Here is a 15,521-nt window from a genome sequence, read left to right as displayed (position 1 = left end):
TACCACCCGGTCTTTTCTCATTACAGCGACTTCTTCCCACCATACTGCTTAAACCATTCCAGCATACGCTGCCAGCCATCTTTCGCAGATTCGGCATGATAGCTCGGGCGATAATCAGCGTTGAATGCATGCCCGGCATCCGGGTACACGATAATCTCTGCTTTCGCATTAGCAGCCCGCAGCGCCTGGCGCATGGTTTCAACGCTCTCCTGCGGAATGCTGTTATCCTGACCACCATATAAGCCGAGAACCGGCGCGTTAAGATCGGTTGCGATATCAACAGGTTGTTTCGGTGAATTCAGCGACTTGTCGCCCGTCAGTTTGCCGTACCACGCCACTGCGGCTTTTAGCTGTGGATTATGCGCGGCATACAGCCAGGTGATACGTCCACCCCAGCAGAATCCGGTGATCATTAAACGATGAACATCGCCGCCGTTGCGGGAAGCCCAACTGGCGACATGATCGAGATCGGCCAGCACCTGCGAGTCAGGCACTTTTGCTACCAGACCGCTAAGCAACGTGGGGATATCGGCAAAATCATTCGGATCGCCTTCGCGGAAGTAAAGTTCAGGTGCGATAGCCAGATACCCCTCCAGCGCCAGACGGCGACAAATGTCGCGGATATGTTCATGCACGCCAAAAATTTCCTGCACTACAATGACCACTGGCAGTGGGCCATCGCTTTGCTTTGGTCTGGCATGGTAAGCAGGCATGTTATCCCCTTGTGAAGGGATAGAGGTGAAGCCCGCCACAATCGCGTCGTCCGGGGTCTGAACGATGGTCGAAGCGAGAGGCGATGCAGCAGGTGCAAATCCAGATTGTTGTGTTGTTGCCATGGTATTCTCCGTACCCTTATAAAAATGTTGCGCAATGTTAACTATAGTCAGCATGCAACAAATCACATTGCCTGAATCGGCTCATCTTTTATGCAGTCCTGCAGAATGAAGAGTGATTTATGTGATTTACATCACTTTTGATGGGTAAATTTATGCAACGCGTTTGCGTCATGGTGATGAGTATCACGAAAAAATGTTAAACCCTTCGGTAAAGTGTCTTTTTGCTTCTTCTGACTAAACCGATTCACAGAGGAGTTGTATATGTCCAAGTCTGATGTTTTTCATCTCGGCCTCACTAAAAACGATTTACAAGGGGCTACGCTTGCCATCGTCCCTGGCGACCCGGATCGTGTGGAAAAGATCGCCGCGCTGATGGATAAGCCGGTTAAGCTGGCATCTCACCGCGAATTCACTACCTGGCGTGCAGAGCTGGATGGTAAACCTGTTATCGTCTGTTCTACCGGTATCGGCGGCCCGTCTACCTCTATTGCTGTTGAAGAGCTGGCACAGCTGGGCATTCGCACCTTCCTGCGTATCGGTACAACGGGCGCTATTCAGCCGCATATTAATGTGGGTGATGTCCTGGTTACCACGGCGTCTGTCCGTCTGGATGGCGCGAGCCTGCACTTCGCACCGCTGGAATTCCCGGCTGTCGCTGATTTCGAATGTACGACTGCGCTGGTTGAAGCTGCGAAATCCATTGGCGCGACAACTCACGTTGGCGTGACAGCTTCTTCTGATACCTTCTACCCAGGTCAGGAACGTTACGATACTTACTCTGGTCGCGTAGTTCGTCACTTTAAAGGTTCTATGGAAGAGTGGCAGGCGATGGGCGTAATGAACTATGAAATGGAATCTGCAACCCTGCTGACCATGTGTGCAAGTCAGGGCCTGCGTGCCGGTATGGTAGCGGGTGTTATCGTTAACCGCACCCAGCAAGAGATCCCGAATGCTGAGACGATGAAACAAACCGAAAGCCATGCGGTGAAAATCGTGGTGGAAGCGGCGCGTCGTCTGCTGTAATTCTCTTCTCCTGTCTGAAGGCCGACGCGTTCGGCCTTTTGTATTTTTGCGTAGCGCCTCGCAGGAAATGCCTTTCCAACTGGACGTTTGTACAGCACAATTCTATTTTGTGCGGGTAAGTTGTTGCGTCAGGAGGCGTTGTGGATTTCTCAATCATGGTTTACGCAGTTATTGCGTTGGTGGGTGTGGCAATTGGCTGGCTGTTTGCCAGTTATCAACATGCGCAGCAAAAAGCCGAGCAATTAGCTGAACGTGAAGAGATGGTCGCGGAGTTAAGCGCGGCAAAACAACAAATTACCCAAAGCGAGCACTGGCGTGCAGAGTGCGAGTTACTCAATAACGAAGTGCGCAGCCTGCAAAGTATTAACACCTCTCTGGAGGCCGATCTGCGTGAAGTAACCACGCGGATGGAAGCCGCACAGCAACATGCTGACGATAAAATTCGCCAGATGATTAACAGCGAGCAGCGCCTCAGTGAGCAGTTTGAAAACCTCGCCAACCGTATTTTTGAGCACAGCAATCGCCGGGTTGATGAGCAAAACCGTCAGAGTCTGAACAGCCTGTTGTCGCCGCTACGTGAACAACTGGACGGTTTCCGCCGTCAGGTTCAGGACAGCTTCGGTAAAGAAGCACAAGAACGCCATACCCTGACCCACGAAATTCGCAATCTCCAGCAACTCAACGCGCAAATGGCCCAGGAAGCGATCAACCTGACGCGCGCGCTGAAAGGCGACAATAAAACCCAGGGCAACTGGGGCGAGGTAGTATTGACGCGGGTGCTGGAGGCTTCCGGTCTGCGTGAAGGGTATGAATATGAAACCCAGGTCAGCATCGAAAATGACGCCCGCTCGCGGATGCAACCGGATGTCATCGTGCGGCTGCCGCAGGGAAAAGATGTGGTGATCGACGCCAAAATGACGCTGGTCGCCTATGAACGCTATTTCAACGCCGAAGATGACTACACCCGCGAAAGCGCGCTACAGGAACATATCGCGTCGGTGCGTAACCATATCCGTTTGCTGGGACGCAAAGATTATCAACAGCTGCCGGGGCTGCGAACTCTGGATTACGTGCTGATGTTTATTCCCGTTGAACCCGCTTTTTTACTGGCGCTTGACCGCCAGCCGGAGCTGATCACCGAAGCGTTGAAAAACAATATCATGCTGGTTAGCCCGACTACGCTGCTGGTGGCGTTGCGTACTATTGCCAACCTGTGGCGTTATGAGCATCAAAGCCGCAACGCCCAGCAAATCGCCGATCGTGCCAGCAAGCTGTACGACAAGATGCGTTTGTTCATCGATGACATGTCCGCGATTGGTCAAAGTCTCGACAAAGCGCAGGATAACTACCGCCAGGCAATGAAAAAACTCTCTTCAGGTCGCGGAAATGTGCTGGCGCAGGCAGAAGCGTTTCGCGGTTTAGGAGTAGAAATTAAACGCGAGATTAATCCGGATTTGGCTGAACAGGCGGTGAGCCAGGATGAAGAGTATCGACTTCGGTCGGTTCCGGAGCAGCCGAATGATGAAGCTTATCAACGCGATGATGAATATAATCAGCAGTCGCGCTAGCCCATTAGGGGTAGTTAAGCCGGGTAGAAATCTAGGGCATCGACGCCCAATCTGTTACACTTCTGGAACAATTTTTTGATGAGCAGGCATTGAGATGGTGGATAAGTCACAAGAAACGACGCACTTTGGTTTTCAGACCGTCGCGAAGGAACAAAAAGCGGATATGGTCGCCCACGTTTTCCATTCCGTGGCATCAAAATACGATGTCATGAATGATTTGATGTCATTTGGTATTCATCGTTTGTGGAAGCGATTCACGATTGATTGCAGCGGCGTACGCCGTGGGCAGACCGTGCTGGATCTGGCTGGTGGCACCGGCGACCTGACAGCGAAATTCTCCCGCCTGGTCGGAGAAACTGGCAAAGTGGTCCTTGCTGATATCAATGAATCCATGCTCAAAATGGGACGCGAGAAGCTGCGTAATATCGGTGTGATTGGCAACGTTGAGTATGTTCAGGCGAACGCTGAGGCGCTGCCGTTCCCGGATAACACCTTTGATTGCATCACCATTTCGTTTGGTCTGCGTAACGTCACCGACAAAGATAAAGCACTGCGTTCAATGTATCGCGTGCTGAAACCCGGCGGCCGCCTGCTGGTGCTTGAGTTCTCGAAGCCAATTATCGAGCCGCTGAGCAAAGCCTATGATGCATACTCCTTCCATGTGCTGCCGCGTATTGGCTCACTGGTCGCGAACGACGCCGACAGCTACCGTTATCTGGCAGAATCCATCCGTATGCATCCCGATCAGGATACCCTGAAAGCCATGATGCAGGATGCCGGATTCGAAAGTGTCGACTACTACAATCTGACGGCAGGGGTTGTGGCGCTGCATCGTGGTTATAAGTTCTGACAGGAGACCGGAAATGCCTTTTAAACCTTTAGTGACGGCAGGAATTGAAAGTCTGCTCAACACCTTCCTGTATCGCTCACCCGCGCTGAAAACAGCCCGCTCGCGTCTGCTGGGTAAAGTATTGCGCGTGGAGGTAAAAGGCTTTTCGACGTCATTGATTCTGGTGTTCAGCGAACGCCAGGTTGATGTACTGGGCGAATGGGCAGGCGATGCTGACTGCACCGTTATCGCCTACGCCAGTGTGTTGCCGAAACTTCGCGATCGCCAGCAGCTTACCGCACTGATTCGCAGTGGTGAGCTGGAAGTGCAGGGCGATATTCAGGTGGTGCAAAACTTCGTTGCGCTGGCAGATCTGGCAGAGTTCGACCCTGCGGAACTGCTGGCCCCTTATACCGGTGATATCGCCGCTGAAGGAATCAGCAAAGCCATGCGCGGAGGCGCAAAGTTCCTGCATCACGGCATTAAGCGCCAGCAACGTTATGTGGCGGAAGCCATTACTGAAGAGTGGCGTATGGCACCCGGTCCGCTTGAAGTGGCCTGGTTTGCGGAAGAGACGGCTGCCGTCGAGCGTGCTGTTGATGCCCTGACCAAACGGCTGGAAAAACTGGAGGCTAAATGACGCCAGGTGAAGTACGGCGCCTATATTTCATCATTCGCACTTTTTTAAGCTACGGACTTGATGAACTGATCCCCAAAATGCGTATCACCCTGCCGCTACGGCTATGGCGATACTCATTATTCTGGATGCCAAATCGACATAAAGACAAACTTTTAGGTGAGCGACTACGACTGGCCCTGCAAGAACTGGGGCCGGTTTGGATCAAGTTCGGGCAAATGTTATCAACCCGCCGCGATCTTTTTCCACCGCATATTGCCGATCAGCTGGCGTTATTGCAGGACAAAGTTGCTCCGTTTGATGGCAAGCTGGCGAAGCAGCAGATTGAAGCTGCAATGGGCGGCTTGCCGGTAGAAGCGTGGTTTGACGATTTTGAAATCAAGCCGCTGGCTTCTGCTTCTATCGCCCAGGTTCATACCGCGCGATTGAAATCGAATGGTAAAGAGGTGGTGATTAAAGTCATCCGCCCGGATATTTTGCCGGTCATTAAAGCGGATCTGAAACTTATCTACCGTCTGGCTCGCTGGGTGCCGCGTTTGCTGCCGGATGGTCGCCGTCTGCGCCCAACCGAAGTGGTGCGCGAGTACGAAAAGACCTTGATTGATGAACTGAATTTGCTGCGGGAATCTGCCAACGCCATTCAGCTTCGGCGCAATTTTGAAGACAGCCCGATGCTCTACATCCCGGAAGTTTACCCTGACTATTGTAGTGAAGGGATGATGGTGATGGAGCGCATTTACGGCATTCCGGTGTCTGATGTTGCGGCGCTGGAGAAAAACGGCACTAACATGAAATTGCTGGCGGAACGCGGCGTGCAGGTGTTCTTCACTCAGGTCTTTCGCGACAGCTTTTTCCATGCCGATATGCACCCTGGCAACATCTTCGTAAGCTATGAATACCCGGAAAACCCGAAATATATCGGCATTGATTGCGGGATTGTTGGCTCGCTAAACAAAGAAGATAAACGCTATCTGGCAGAAAACTTTATCGCCTTCTTTAATCGCGACTATCGCAAAGTGGCAGAGCTACACGTCGATTCTGGCTGGGTGCCACCAGATACCAACGTTGAAGAGTTCGAATTTGCCATTCGTACGGTCTGTGAACCTATCTTTGAGAAACCGCTGGCCGAAATTTCGTTTGGACATGTACTGTTAAATCTGTTTAATACGGCGCGTCGCTTCAATATGGAAGTGCAGCCGCAACTGGTGTTACTCCAGAAAACCCTGCTCTATGTCGAAGGGGTAGGACGCCAGCTTTATCCGCAGCTCGATTTATGGAAAACAGCGAAGCCTTTCCTGGAGTCGTGGATTAAAGATCAGGTCGGTATTCCTGCGCTGGTGAGAGCATTTAAAGAAAAAGCGCCGTTCTGGGTCGAAAAAATGCCAGAACTGCCTGAATTGGTTTACGACAGTTTGCGCCAGGGCAAGTATTTACAGCACAGTGTTGATAAGATTGCCCGCGAGCTTCAGTCAAATCATGTACGTCAGGGACAATCGCGTTATTTTCTCGGAATTGGCGCTACGTTAGTATTAAGTGGCACATTCTTGTTGGTCAGCCGACCTGAGTGGGGGCTGATGCCCGGCTGGTTAATGGCAGGTGGTCTGATCGCCTGGTTTGTCGGTTGGCGCAAAACACGCTGATTTTTTCATCGCTCAAGGCGGGCCGTGTAACGTATAATGCGGCTTTGTTTAATCATCATCTACCACAGAGGAACATGTATGGGTGGTATCAGTATTTGGCAGTTATTGATTATTGCCGTCATCGTTGTACTGCTTTTTGGCACCAAAAAGCTCGGCTCCATCGGTTCCGATCTTGGTGCGTCGATCAAAGGCTTTAAAAAAGCAATGAGCGATGATGAACCAAAGCAGGATAAAACCAGTCAGGATGCTGATTTTACTGCGAAAACTATCGCCGATAAGCAGGCGGATACGAATCAGGAACAGGCTAAAACAGAAGACGCGAAGCGCCACGATAAAGAGCAGGTGTAATCCGTGTTTGATATCGGTTTTAGCGAACTGCTATTGGTGTTCATCATCGGCCTCGTCGTTCTGGGGCCGCAACGACTGCCTGTGGCGGTAAAAACGGTAGCGGGCTGGATTCGCGCGTTGCGTTCACTGGCGACAACGGTGCAGAACGAACTGACCCAGGAGTTAAAACTCCAGGAGTTTCAGGACAGTCTGAAAAAGGTTGAAAAGGCGAGCCTCACTAACCTGACGCCCGAACTGAAAGCGTCGATGGATGAACTACGCCAGGCCGCGGAGTCGATGAAGCGTTCCTACGTTGCAAACGATCCTGAAAAGGCGAGCGATGAAGCGCACACCATCCATAACCCGGTGGTGAAAGATAATGAAGCTGCGCATGAGGGCGTAACGCCTGCCGCTGCACAAACGCAGGCCAGTTCGCCGGAACAGAAGCCAGAAACCACGCCAGAGCCGGTGGTAAAACCTGCTGCGGACGCTGAACCGAAAACCGCTGCACCTTCCCCTTCGTCGAGTGATAAACCGTAAACATGTCTGTAGAAGATACTCAACCGCTTATCACGCATCTGATTGAGCTGCGTAAGCGTCTGCTGAACTGCATTATCGCGGTGATCGTGATATTCCTGTGTCTGGTCTATTTCGCCAATGACATCTATCACCTGGTATCCGCGCCATTGATCAAGCAGTTGCCGCAAGGTTCAACGATGATCGCCACCGACGTGGCCTCGCCGTTCTTTACGCCGATCAAGCTGACCTTTATGGTGTCGCTGATTCTGTCAGCGCCGGTGATTCTCTATCAGGTGTGGGCATTTATCGCCCCAGCGCTGTATAAGCATGAACGTCGCCTGGTGGTGCCGCTGCTGGTTTCCAGCTCTCTGCTGTTTTATATCGGCATGGCATTCGCCTACTTTGTGGTCTTTCCGCTGGCATTTGGCTTCCTTGCCAATACCGCGCCGGAAGGGGTGCAGGTATCCACCGACATCGCCAGCTATTTAAGCTTCGTTATGGCGCTGTTTATGGCGTTTGGTGTCTCCTTTGAAGTGCCGGTAGCAATTGTGCTGCTGTGCTGGATGGGGATTACCTCGCCAGAAGACTTACGCAAAAAACGCCCGTATGTGCTGGTTGGTGCATTCGTTGTCGGGATGTTGCTGACGCCGCCGGATGTCTTCTCGCAAACGCTGTTGGCGATCCCGATGTACTGTCTGTTTGAAATCGGTGTCTTCTTCTCACGCTTTTACGTTGGTAAAGGGCGAAATCGGGAAGAGGAAAACGACGCTGAAGCAGAAAGCGAAAAAACTGAAGAATAAATTCAACCGCCCGTCAGGGCGGTTGTCATATGGAGTACAGGATGTTTGATATCGGCGTTAATTTGACCAGTTCGCAATTTGCGAAAGACCGTGATGATGTTGTAGCGCGCGCTTTTGACGCGGGAGTTAATGGGCTACTCATCACCGGCACTAACCTGCGTGAAAGCCAGCAGGCGCAAAAGCTGGCGCGTCAGTATTCGTCCTGTTGGTCAACGGCGGGCGTACATCCTCACGACAGCAGCCAGTGGCAAGCTGCGACTGAAGAAGCGATTATTGAGCTGGCCGCGCAGCCAGAAGTGGTGGCGATTGGTGAATGTGGTCTCGACTTTAACCGCAACTTTTCGACGCCGGAAGAGCAGGAACGCGCTTTTGTTGCCCAGCTACGCATTGCCGCAGATTTAAACATGCCGGTATTTATGCACTGTCGCGATGCCCACGAGCGGTTTATGACATTGCTGGAGCCGTGGCTGGATAAACTGCCTGGTGCGGTTCTTCATTGCTTTACCGGCACACGCGAAGAGATGCAGGCGTGCGTGGCGCGTGGAATTTATATCGGCATTACCGGTTGGGTTTGCGATGAACGACGCGGGCTGGAGCTGCGGGAATTGTTGCCGTTGATTCCGGCGGAGAAATTGCTGATCGAAACTGATGCGCCGTATCTGCTCCCGCGCGATCTCACGCCAAAGCCATCATCCCGGCGCAACGAGCCAGCCCATCTGCCCCATATTTTGCAACGTATTGCGCACTGGCGTGGAGAAGATGCCGCATGGCTGGCTGCCACCACGGATGCCAATGTCAAAACACTGTTTGGGATTGCGTTTTAGAGTTTGCGGAACTCGGTGTTCTTCACACTGTGCTTAATCTCTTTATTAATAAGATTAAGCAATAGCATGGAGCGAGCCTCACCATCGGGTTCGGTGAAAATGGCCTGAAAGCCTTCGAACGCGCCTTCGGTAATAATCACCTTATCACCCGGATAAGGGGTTGCCGGATCGACAATGTCTTTCGGTTTATATACCGATAGCTGATGAATCACCGCCGATGGGACTATCGCTGGCGACGCGCCAAAGCGCACGAAGTGGCTGACACCGCGGGTCGCGTTGATAGTCGTGGTATGAATCACTTCTGGATCAAATTCGACAAACAGGTAGTTGGGAAACAATGGCTCACTGACTGCAGTACGTTTTCCACGCACGATTTTTTCCAGGGTGATCATCGGTGCCAGGCAATTCACAGCCTGTCTTTCGAGGTGTTCCTGGGCACGTTGAAGTTGCCCGCGCTTGCAGTACAGTAAATACCAGGATTGCATAATGACTCTTATCCGTTTAATCGGGGCGCAAGGATAGCAAAAGCTTTACGCTAAGTTAATTATATTCCCCGGTTTGCGTTATACCGTCAGAGTTCACGCTAATTTAACAAATTTACAGCATCGCAAAGATGAACGCCGTATAATGGGCGTAGATTAAGAGGCTACAATGGACGCCATGAAATATAACGATTTACGCGACTTCTTGACGCTGCTTGAACAGCAGGGTGAGCTAAAACGTATCACGCTCCCGGTGGATCCGCATCTGGAAATCACTGAAATTGCTGACCGCACTTTGCGTGCCGGTGGGCCTGCGCTGTTGTTCGAAAACCCTAAAGGCTACTCAATGCCGGTGCTGTGCAACCTGTTCGGTACGCCAAAGCGCGTGGCGATGGGCATGGGGCAGGAAGATGTTTCGGCGCTGCGTGAAGTTGGTAAATTATTGGCGTTTCTGAAAGAGCCGGAGCCGCCAAAAGGTTTCCGCGACCTGTTTGATAAACTGCCGCAGTTTAAGCAAGTATTGAACATGCCGACAAAGCGGCTGCGTGGTGCGCCCTGCCAACAAAAAATCGTCTCTGGCGATGACGTCGATCTCAATCGCATTCCCATTATGACCTGCTGGCCGGAAGATGCCGCGCCGCTGATTACCTGGGGGCTGACAGTGACGCGCGGCCCGCATAAAGAGCGGCAGAATCTGGGCATTTATCGCCAGCAGCTGATTGGTAAAAACAAACTGATTATGCGCTGGCTGTCGCATCGCGGCGGCGCGCTGGATTATCAGGAGTGGTGTGCGGCGCATCCGGGCGAACGTTTCCCGGTTTCTGTGGCGCTGGGTGCCGATCCCGCCACGATTCTCGGTGCAGTCACCCCCGTTCCGGATACACTTTCAGAGTATGCGTTTGCCGGATTGCTGCGCGGTACCAAGACCGAAGTGGTGAAGTGTATCTCCAATGACCTTGAAGTGCCCGCCAGTGCGGAGATTGTGCTGGAAGGGTATATCGAACAAGGTGAAACGGCGCCGGAAGGGCCGTATGGCGACCACACCGGTTACTATAACGAAGTCGATAGTTTCCCGGTATTTACCGTGACGCATATTACCCAGCGTGAAGATGCGATTTACCACTCCACCTATACTGGTCGTCCGCCGGATGAACCCGCGGTGCTGGGTGTCGCACTGAACGAAGTGTTTGTGCCGATTCTGCAAAAACAGTTCCCGGAAATTGTCGATTTTTACCTGCCGCCGGAAGGCTGTTCTTATCGTCTGGCGGTAGTGACGATCAAAAAACAGTACGCCGGACACGCGAAGCGCGTCATGATGGGCGTCTGGTCGTTCTTACGCCAGTTTATGTACACTAAATTTGTGATCGTTTGCGATGATGACGTCAACGCACGCGACTGGAACGATGTGATTTGGGCGATTACCACCCGTATGGACCCGGCGCGGGATACTGTTCTGGTAGAAAATACGCCTATTGATTATCTGGATTTTGCCTCGCCTGTCTCCGGGCTGGGTTCAAAAATGGGGCTGGATGCCACGAATAAATGGCCGGGGGAAACCCAGCGTGAATGGGGACGTCCCATCAAAAAAGATCCAGATGTTGTCGCGCATATTGACGCCATCTGGGATGAACTGGCTATTTTTAACAACGGTAAAAGCGCCTGATGCGCGTTTGTTTTGCCCTATTTATCGATCCGACAGAGAAAGCGCATGACAACCTTAAGCTGTAAAGTGACCTCGGTAGAAGCTATCACGGATACCGTATATCGTGTCCGCATCGTGCCAGATGCGGCCTTTTCTTTTCGCGCTGGTCAGTATTTGATGGTAGTGATGGATGAGCGCGACAAACGTCCGTTCTCAATGGCTTCGACGCCGGATGAAAAAGGGTTTATCGAGCTGCATATTGGCGCTTCTGAAATCAACCTTTACGCGAAAGCAGTCATGGACCGCATCCTCAAAGATCATCAAATCGTGGTCGATATTCCCCACGGAGAAGCGTGGCTGCGCGATGATGAAGAGCGTCCGATGATTTTGATTGCGGGCGGCACCGGGTTCTCTTATGCCCGCTCGATTTTGCTGACAGCGTTGGCGCGTAACCCAAACCGTGATATCACCATTTACTGGGGCGGGCGTGAAGAGCAGCATCTGTATGATCTCTGCGAGCTTGAGGCGCTTTCGTTGAAGCATCCTGGTCTGCAAGTGGTGCCGGTGGTTGAACAACCGGAAGCGGGCTGGCGTGGGCGTACTGGCACCGTGTTAACGGCGGTATTGCAGGATCACGGTACGCTGGCAGAGCATGATATCTATATTGCCGGACGTTTTGAGATGGCGAAAATTGCCCGCGATCTGTTTTGCAGTGAGCGTAATGCGCGGGAAGATCGCCTGTTTGGCGATGCGTTTGCATTTATCTGAGATATAAAAAAACCCGCCCCTGACAGGCGGGAAGAACGGCAACTAAAACTTTATTCAGTGGCATTTAGATCTATGTCGCATCCGGCATTCGGCACACGATGCCTGATGCGACGCTGGCGCGTCTTATCAGGCCTACATTGGTGCCGGATCGGTAGACCGGATAAGGCGTTCACGCCGCATCCGGCAAGTGGTTAAACCCGCTCAAACACCGTCGCAATACCCTGACCCAGACCGATACACATCGTCGCCAGACCAAACTGGACGTCTTTGCGCTCCATCAGATTTAGCAGCGTGGTGCTGATACGCGCACCGGAACAGCCCAGCGGATGACCCAGCGCGATCGCGCCACCGTTGAGGTTGATCTTCTCGTCAATCTGCTCCATTAGCCCCAGATCTTTAATACATGGCAGGATCTGCGCGGCAAAGGCTTCATTCATTTCAAACACGCCGATATCACTGACAGAAAGCCCCGCTTTTTTCAGCGCCAGCTTCGAGGCCGGAACCGGGCCGTAACCCATAATCGATGGGTCACAACCAACGACCGCCATCGAACGCACGCGGGCGCGCGGCTTAAGACCTAATTCATGGGCGCGGCTTTCACTCATCACCAGTATGGCAGCTGCGCCATCGGAAAGCGCAGAAGATGTACCCGCCGTTACCGTACCGCTTACTGGATCAAACGCCGGACGCAGCGTGGCTAGGGCTTCCACGGTGGTTTCCGGGCGAATCACTTCGTCGTAATTAAACTGCTTCAGGACGCCGTCGGCATCGTGACCACCGGTCGGGATAATTTCATTTTTAAATGCACCCGACTGCGTGGCGGCCCAGGCGCGGGCGTGTGACCGCGCGGCAAAGGCATCCTGCATTTCACGGCTGATACCGTGCATACGCGCCAGCATTTCTGCCGTTAAGCCCATCATGCCCGCCGCTTTGGCGACATTGCGGCTCAGGCCGGGGTGAAAATCGACGCCGTGGCTCATTGGCACATGGCCCATATGCTCCACGCCGCCGACAAGACATGCCTGCGCATCGCCAGTCATGATCATTCGTGCTGCGTCATGCAATGCCTGCATGGATGAACCACACAAGCGATTGACGGTCACCGCCGGGACAGAGTGTGGTACTTCTGCCAGCAGCGCCGCGTTACGGGCGATATTAAAACCCTGCTCCAGCGTCTGCTGCACACAACCCCAGTAAATATCGTCGAGGGCCGCCGCTTCCAGCGCCGGGTTACGCGCCAGCAGGCTACGCATTAAATGAGCGGAGAGATCTTCTGCACGCACGTTACGAAAAGCACCGCCCTTCGAACGGCCCATCGGGGTGCGAATTGCATCGACAATGACAACCTGTTCCATTGTGACTCCTTAAGCCGTTTTCAGGTCACCAACCGGACGGGCTGGCTCAACCGGGGGATAGTACGGTTCGTTATGACGCGCTTTATTACGCAGACCTTCCGGCACTTCATACAGCGGGCCGAGGTGCTGATATTGCTGTGCCATATCGAGGTATTTTGCGCTACCGAGGGTGTCCAGCCAGCGGAACGCGCCGCCGTGGAACGGAGGGAAGCCCAGGCCGTAGACCAGCGCCATATCCGCTTCTGCCGGAGTGGCGATAATGCTTTCTTCCAGACAGCGCACCACTTCGTTGACCATCGGGATCATCATGCGGGCGATAATCTCTTCTTCGCTGAAATCGCGCTTCGGCTGGCTCACTTCTGCCAGCAGGTCGTCAACGACGGCGTCTTCTTCTTTCTTCGGCTTACCTTTGCTGTCTTCTTTATAACGCCAGAAACCGAGGCCGTTCTTCTGACCAAAGCGGTTGGCATCAAACAGCGCGTCGATGGTATCGCGATAATCTTTCTGCATCCGCTGCGGGAAGCCTGCTGCCATGACAGCCTGGGCATGATGCGCGGTGTCAATGCCCACGACATCCAGCAGATATGCCGGACCCATCGGCCAGCCAAACTGTTTTTCCATTACTTTGTCGATCTTGCGGAAATCCGCGCCGTCGCGCAGCAACAGGCTGAAACCGGCGAAATACGGGAACAGCACGCGGTTGACGAAGAAGCCGGGGCAGTCGTTAACCACAATCGGCGTTTTGCCCATCTTGCTCGCCCAGGCGACGACTTTCGCGATGGTTTCGTCGGAGCTTTTCTCGCCGCGAATTATTTCTACCAACGGCATTCGGTGGACCGGGTTAAAGAAGTGCATCCCGCAGAAGTTTTCTGGACGTTCCAGCGCGTTGGCCAGTTCGCTGATAGGAATGGTTGAAGTGTTAGACGCCAGCACGGTATTCGGGCGTACTTTCTGCTCGGTTTCTGCCAGTACGGCTTTTTTCACTTTTGGGTTTTCGACAACCGCTTCTACCACAACATCCACGCGGTCAAACCCGGCGTAGTCGAGCGTTGGGTGGATTGTGGAGATCACGCCAGCCAGTTTCAGACCATCGATCTTGCCGCGCTCAAGCTGCTTGTTCAGCAGTTTCGCGGCTTCGGTCATGCCGAGGGTTAACGACTTGTCGTTGATATCTTTCATGACAACCGGCACGCCTTTCCACGCAGACTGGTAAGCGATGCCGCCGCCCATAATGCCTGCACCCAGCACCGCGGCCTGTTTCGGGGTTTCAACGTCTTTGGTGAGTTTCTTCGCTTTGCCTTTTACATATTGATCGTTAAGGAAAATGCCGACCAGTGCGCGGGCTTCGTTGGTATGCGCCAGCGGGACAAAACTTTTGTTTTCCAGGTTTAAGGCTTCTTCACGACCAAAACGGGCCGCAGCTTCAATGGTTTTTACTGCGGTGATGGGGGCCGGATAATGTTTCCCCGCTGTTTGTGCGACCATCCCTTTAGCGATGGTGAAGCTCATGGTGGCTTCAATCTTGCTCAGTTTTAGTGGTTCCAGCTTCGGCTGACGTTTTGCTTTCCAGTCGAGGTCGCCGTTAATGGCCTGGCGTAAAACCGCCTTTGCGCCTTCAACCAGTTTTTCTGCTTTGACTACGCCATCCACCAGACCGATTTTCAGCGCCTGATCCGCGCCGACATCTTTACCGGCGGCAATGATTTCCAGCGCACTGTCAGCGCCCAGCATACGTGGCATACGTACAGAACCGCCAAAGCCCGGCATGATGCCCAGTTTGGTTTCCGGCAGACCGATGCGCAGATCCGGCGTCGCCAGACGATAATCGGTCGCCAGCACGCATTCGCAGCCACCGCCCAGCGCATAGCCGTTGACGGCAGCAATGGTCGGCACCGGCAGATCTTCCAGGCGATTAAACACGCTATTGGCAAAGTGCAGCCACTGACTTAACTGTTCTTCAGGAACGAGGAACAGGGACAAAAATTCGGTGATATCAGCACCGACGATAAAGGCTGCTTTGTTCGAACGCAGCAGCAGCCCTTTTAGATCTGATTGCTGTTCCAGCACGCCGATGGCCTCGCCGAGGCTGGCGACGGTCGCAGTGTCGAGTTTATTAACTGAACCTGGGGCATCAAATACCAGTTCGGCAATGCCATCTTCCAGCCAGTCAAGGTACAGGGTGTCGCCTTTGTAAAGCATGTCAGTCTCCTGAATCCGCAAGGTGATCTGGTCGTACCAGATGCATCGAAGTGTGTATTTTGTGTTAAAAAT

At 53.0% G+C, this 15,521-nt stretch carries 15 protein-coding genes; 11 read left to right on the top strand and 4 right to left on the bottom strand.

Annotated features, from left to right (window positions below; genetic code table 11):
- Nucleotides 1–20: 20 nt before the first annotated feature.
- The gene (locus E0D98_RS09060) at nt 21–836 is read right to left on the bottom strand and encodes a dienelactone hydrolase family protein (RefSeq protein WP_001296987.1); all 816 of its coding nucleotides are present in this window, start codon (nt 834–836) and stop codon (nt 21–23) included.
- A 261-nt stretch (nt 837–1,097) separates the two neighbouring features.
- Here E0D98_RS09060 and udp point away from each other — a divergent pair, with 261 nt between their 5' ends.
- The 9 genes from udp to tatD all read left to right on the top strand — a co-directional run bounded on the left by udp (nt 1,098) and on the right by tatD (nt 9,003).
- A complete protein-coding gene (udp, locus tag E0D98_RS09055) occupies nt 1,098–1,859 on the top strand; it encodes a uridine phosphorylase (RefSeq protein ID WP_000045177.1) in 762 nt (253 codons plus the stop codon).
- 140 nt (nt 1,860–1,999) lie between these two features.
- Entirely contained in the window at nt 2,000–3,427 is a 1,428-nt protein-coding gene (gene rmuC, locus E0D98_RS09050; protein WP_000347714.1) for a DNA recombination protein RmuC, read from the top strand.
- Nucleotides 3,428–3,521: 94 nt separating this feature from the next.
- Nucleotides 3,522–4,277: a bifunctional demethylmenaquinone methyltransferase/2-methoxy-6-polyprenyl-1,4-benzoquinol methylase UbiE gene (gene ubiE, locus E0D98_RS09045; RefSeq protein WP_000227958.1), complete on the top strand. Its 756-nt coding sequence runs from the start codon at nt 3,522–3,524 to the stop codon at nt 4,275–4,277.
- 13 nt (nt 4,278–4,290) lie between these two features.
- Nucleotides 4,291–4,896 carry a ubiquinone biosynthesis protein UbiJ gene (gene ubiJ, locus E0D98_RS09040; RefSeq protein WP_001295259.1) on the top strand — a complete coding sequence of 202 codons (606 nt, stop codon included), beginning with the start codon at nt 4,291–4,293 and terminating at the stop codon, nt 4,894–4,896.
- On the top strand, nt 4,893–6,533 hold the full coding sequence (gene ubiB, locus E0D98_RS09035; RefSeq protein WP_050877106.1) for a ubiquinone biosynthesis regulatory protein kinase UbiB: 1,641 nt from the start codon (nt 4,893–4,895) through the stop codon (nt 6,531–6,533). The genes ubiJ and ubiB overlap by 4 nt, the downstream gene beginning before the upstream one ends.
- A gap of 78 nt (nt 6,534–6,611) precedes the next feature.
- Nucleotides 6,612–6,881 carry a Sec-independent protein translocase subunit TatA gene (tatA, locus tag E0D98_RS09030; RefSeq protein ID WP_001295260.1) on the top strand — a complete coding sequence of 90 codons (270 nt, stop codon included), beginning with the start codon at nt 6,612–6,614 and terminating at the stop codon, nt 6,879–6,881.
- A gap of 3 nt (nt 6,882–6,884) precedes the next feature.
- Nucleotides 6,885–7,400: a Sec-independent protein translocase protein TatB gene (gene tatB, locus E0D98_RS09025; protein ID WP_000459594.1), complete on the top strand. Its 516-nt coding sequence runs from the start codon at nt 6,885–6,887 to the stop codon at nt 7,398–7,400.
- A 2-nt stretch (nt 7,401–7,402) separates the two neighbouring features.
- The gene (gene tatC / locus E0D98_RS09020) at nt 7,403–8,179 is read left to right on the top strand and encodes a Sec-independent protein translocase subunit TatC (RefSeq protein ID WP_000109943.1); all 777 of its coding nucleotides are present in this window, start codon (nt 7,403–7,405) and stop codon (nt 8,177–8,179) included.
- A 41-nt stretch (nt 8,180–8,220) separates the two neighbouring features.
- Entirely contained in the window at nt 8,221–9,003 is a 783-nt protein-coding gene (gene tatD, locus E0D98_RS09015; RefSeq protein WP_001296978.1) for a 3'-5' ssDNA/RNA exonuclease TatD, read from the top strand.
- Here the strand turns inward: tatD and rfaH are convergent.
- The gene (gene rfaH, locus E0D98_RS09010) at nt 9,000–9,488 is read right to left on the bottom strand and encodes a transcription/translation regulatory transformer protein RfaH (RefSeq protein WP_001192396.1); all 489 of its coding nucleotides are present in this window, start codon (nt 9,486–9,488) and stop codon (nt 9,000–9,002) included. The genes tatD and rfaH overlap by 4 nt on opposite strands.
- Nucleotides 9,489–9,654: 166 nt before the next feature.
- Here rfaH and ubiD point away from each other — a divergent pair, with 166 nt between their 5' ends.
- Nucleotides 9,655–11,148: a 4-hydroxy-3-polyprenylbenzoate decarboxylase gene (gene ubiD / locus E0D98_RS09005; RefSeq protein WP_000339804.1), complete on the top strand. Its 1,494-nt coding sequence runs from the start codon at nt 9,655–9,657 to the stop codon at nt 11,146–11,148.
- Between the two features lie 45 nt (nt 11,149–11,193).
- A complete protein-coding gene (gene fre, locus E0D98_RS09000) occupies nt 11,194–11,895 on the top strand; it encodes an NAD(P)H-flavin reductase (RefSeq protein ID WP_000209826.1) in 702 nt (233 codons plus the stop codon).
- Nucleotides 11,896–12,086: 191 nt separating this feature from the next.
- Here fre and fadA read toward each other — a convergent pair whose 3' ends face one another.
- Together fadA and fadB are read right to left on the bottom strand one after the other, a co-directional pair.
- Complete coding sequence (gene fadA, locus E0D98_RS08995) at nt 12,087–13,250, bottom strand: acetyl-CoA C-acyltransferase FadA (protein ID WP_050877108.1); 1,164 nt, start codon at nt 13,248–13,250, stop codon at nt 12,087–12,089.
- Nucleotides 13,251–13,259: 9 nt separating this feature from the next.
- Nucleotides 13,260–15,449, bottom strand: a complete 2,190-nt coding sequence (gene fadB / locus E0D98_RS08990) for a fatty acid oxidation complex subunit alpha FadB (RefSeq protein WP_000965947.1) — start codon at nt 15,447–15,449, stop codon at nt 13,260–13,262.
- Nucleotides 15,450–15,521 lie beyond the last annotated feature (72 nt).

Origin of the sequence: Escherichia sp. KCJ4928, from assembly GCF_004352695.1 — a bacterium.
Classification (GTDB): domain Bacteria; phylum Pseudomonadota; class Gammaproteobacteria; order Enterobacterales; family Enterobacteriaceae; genus ECMA0423.
This window is presented reverse-complemented; position numbering and strand designations above follow the sequence as displayed.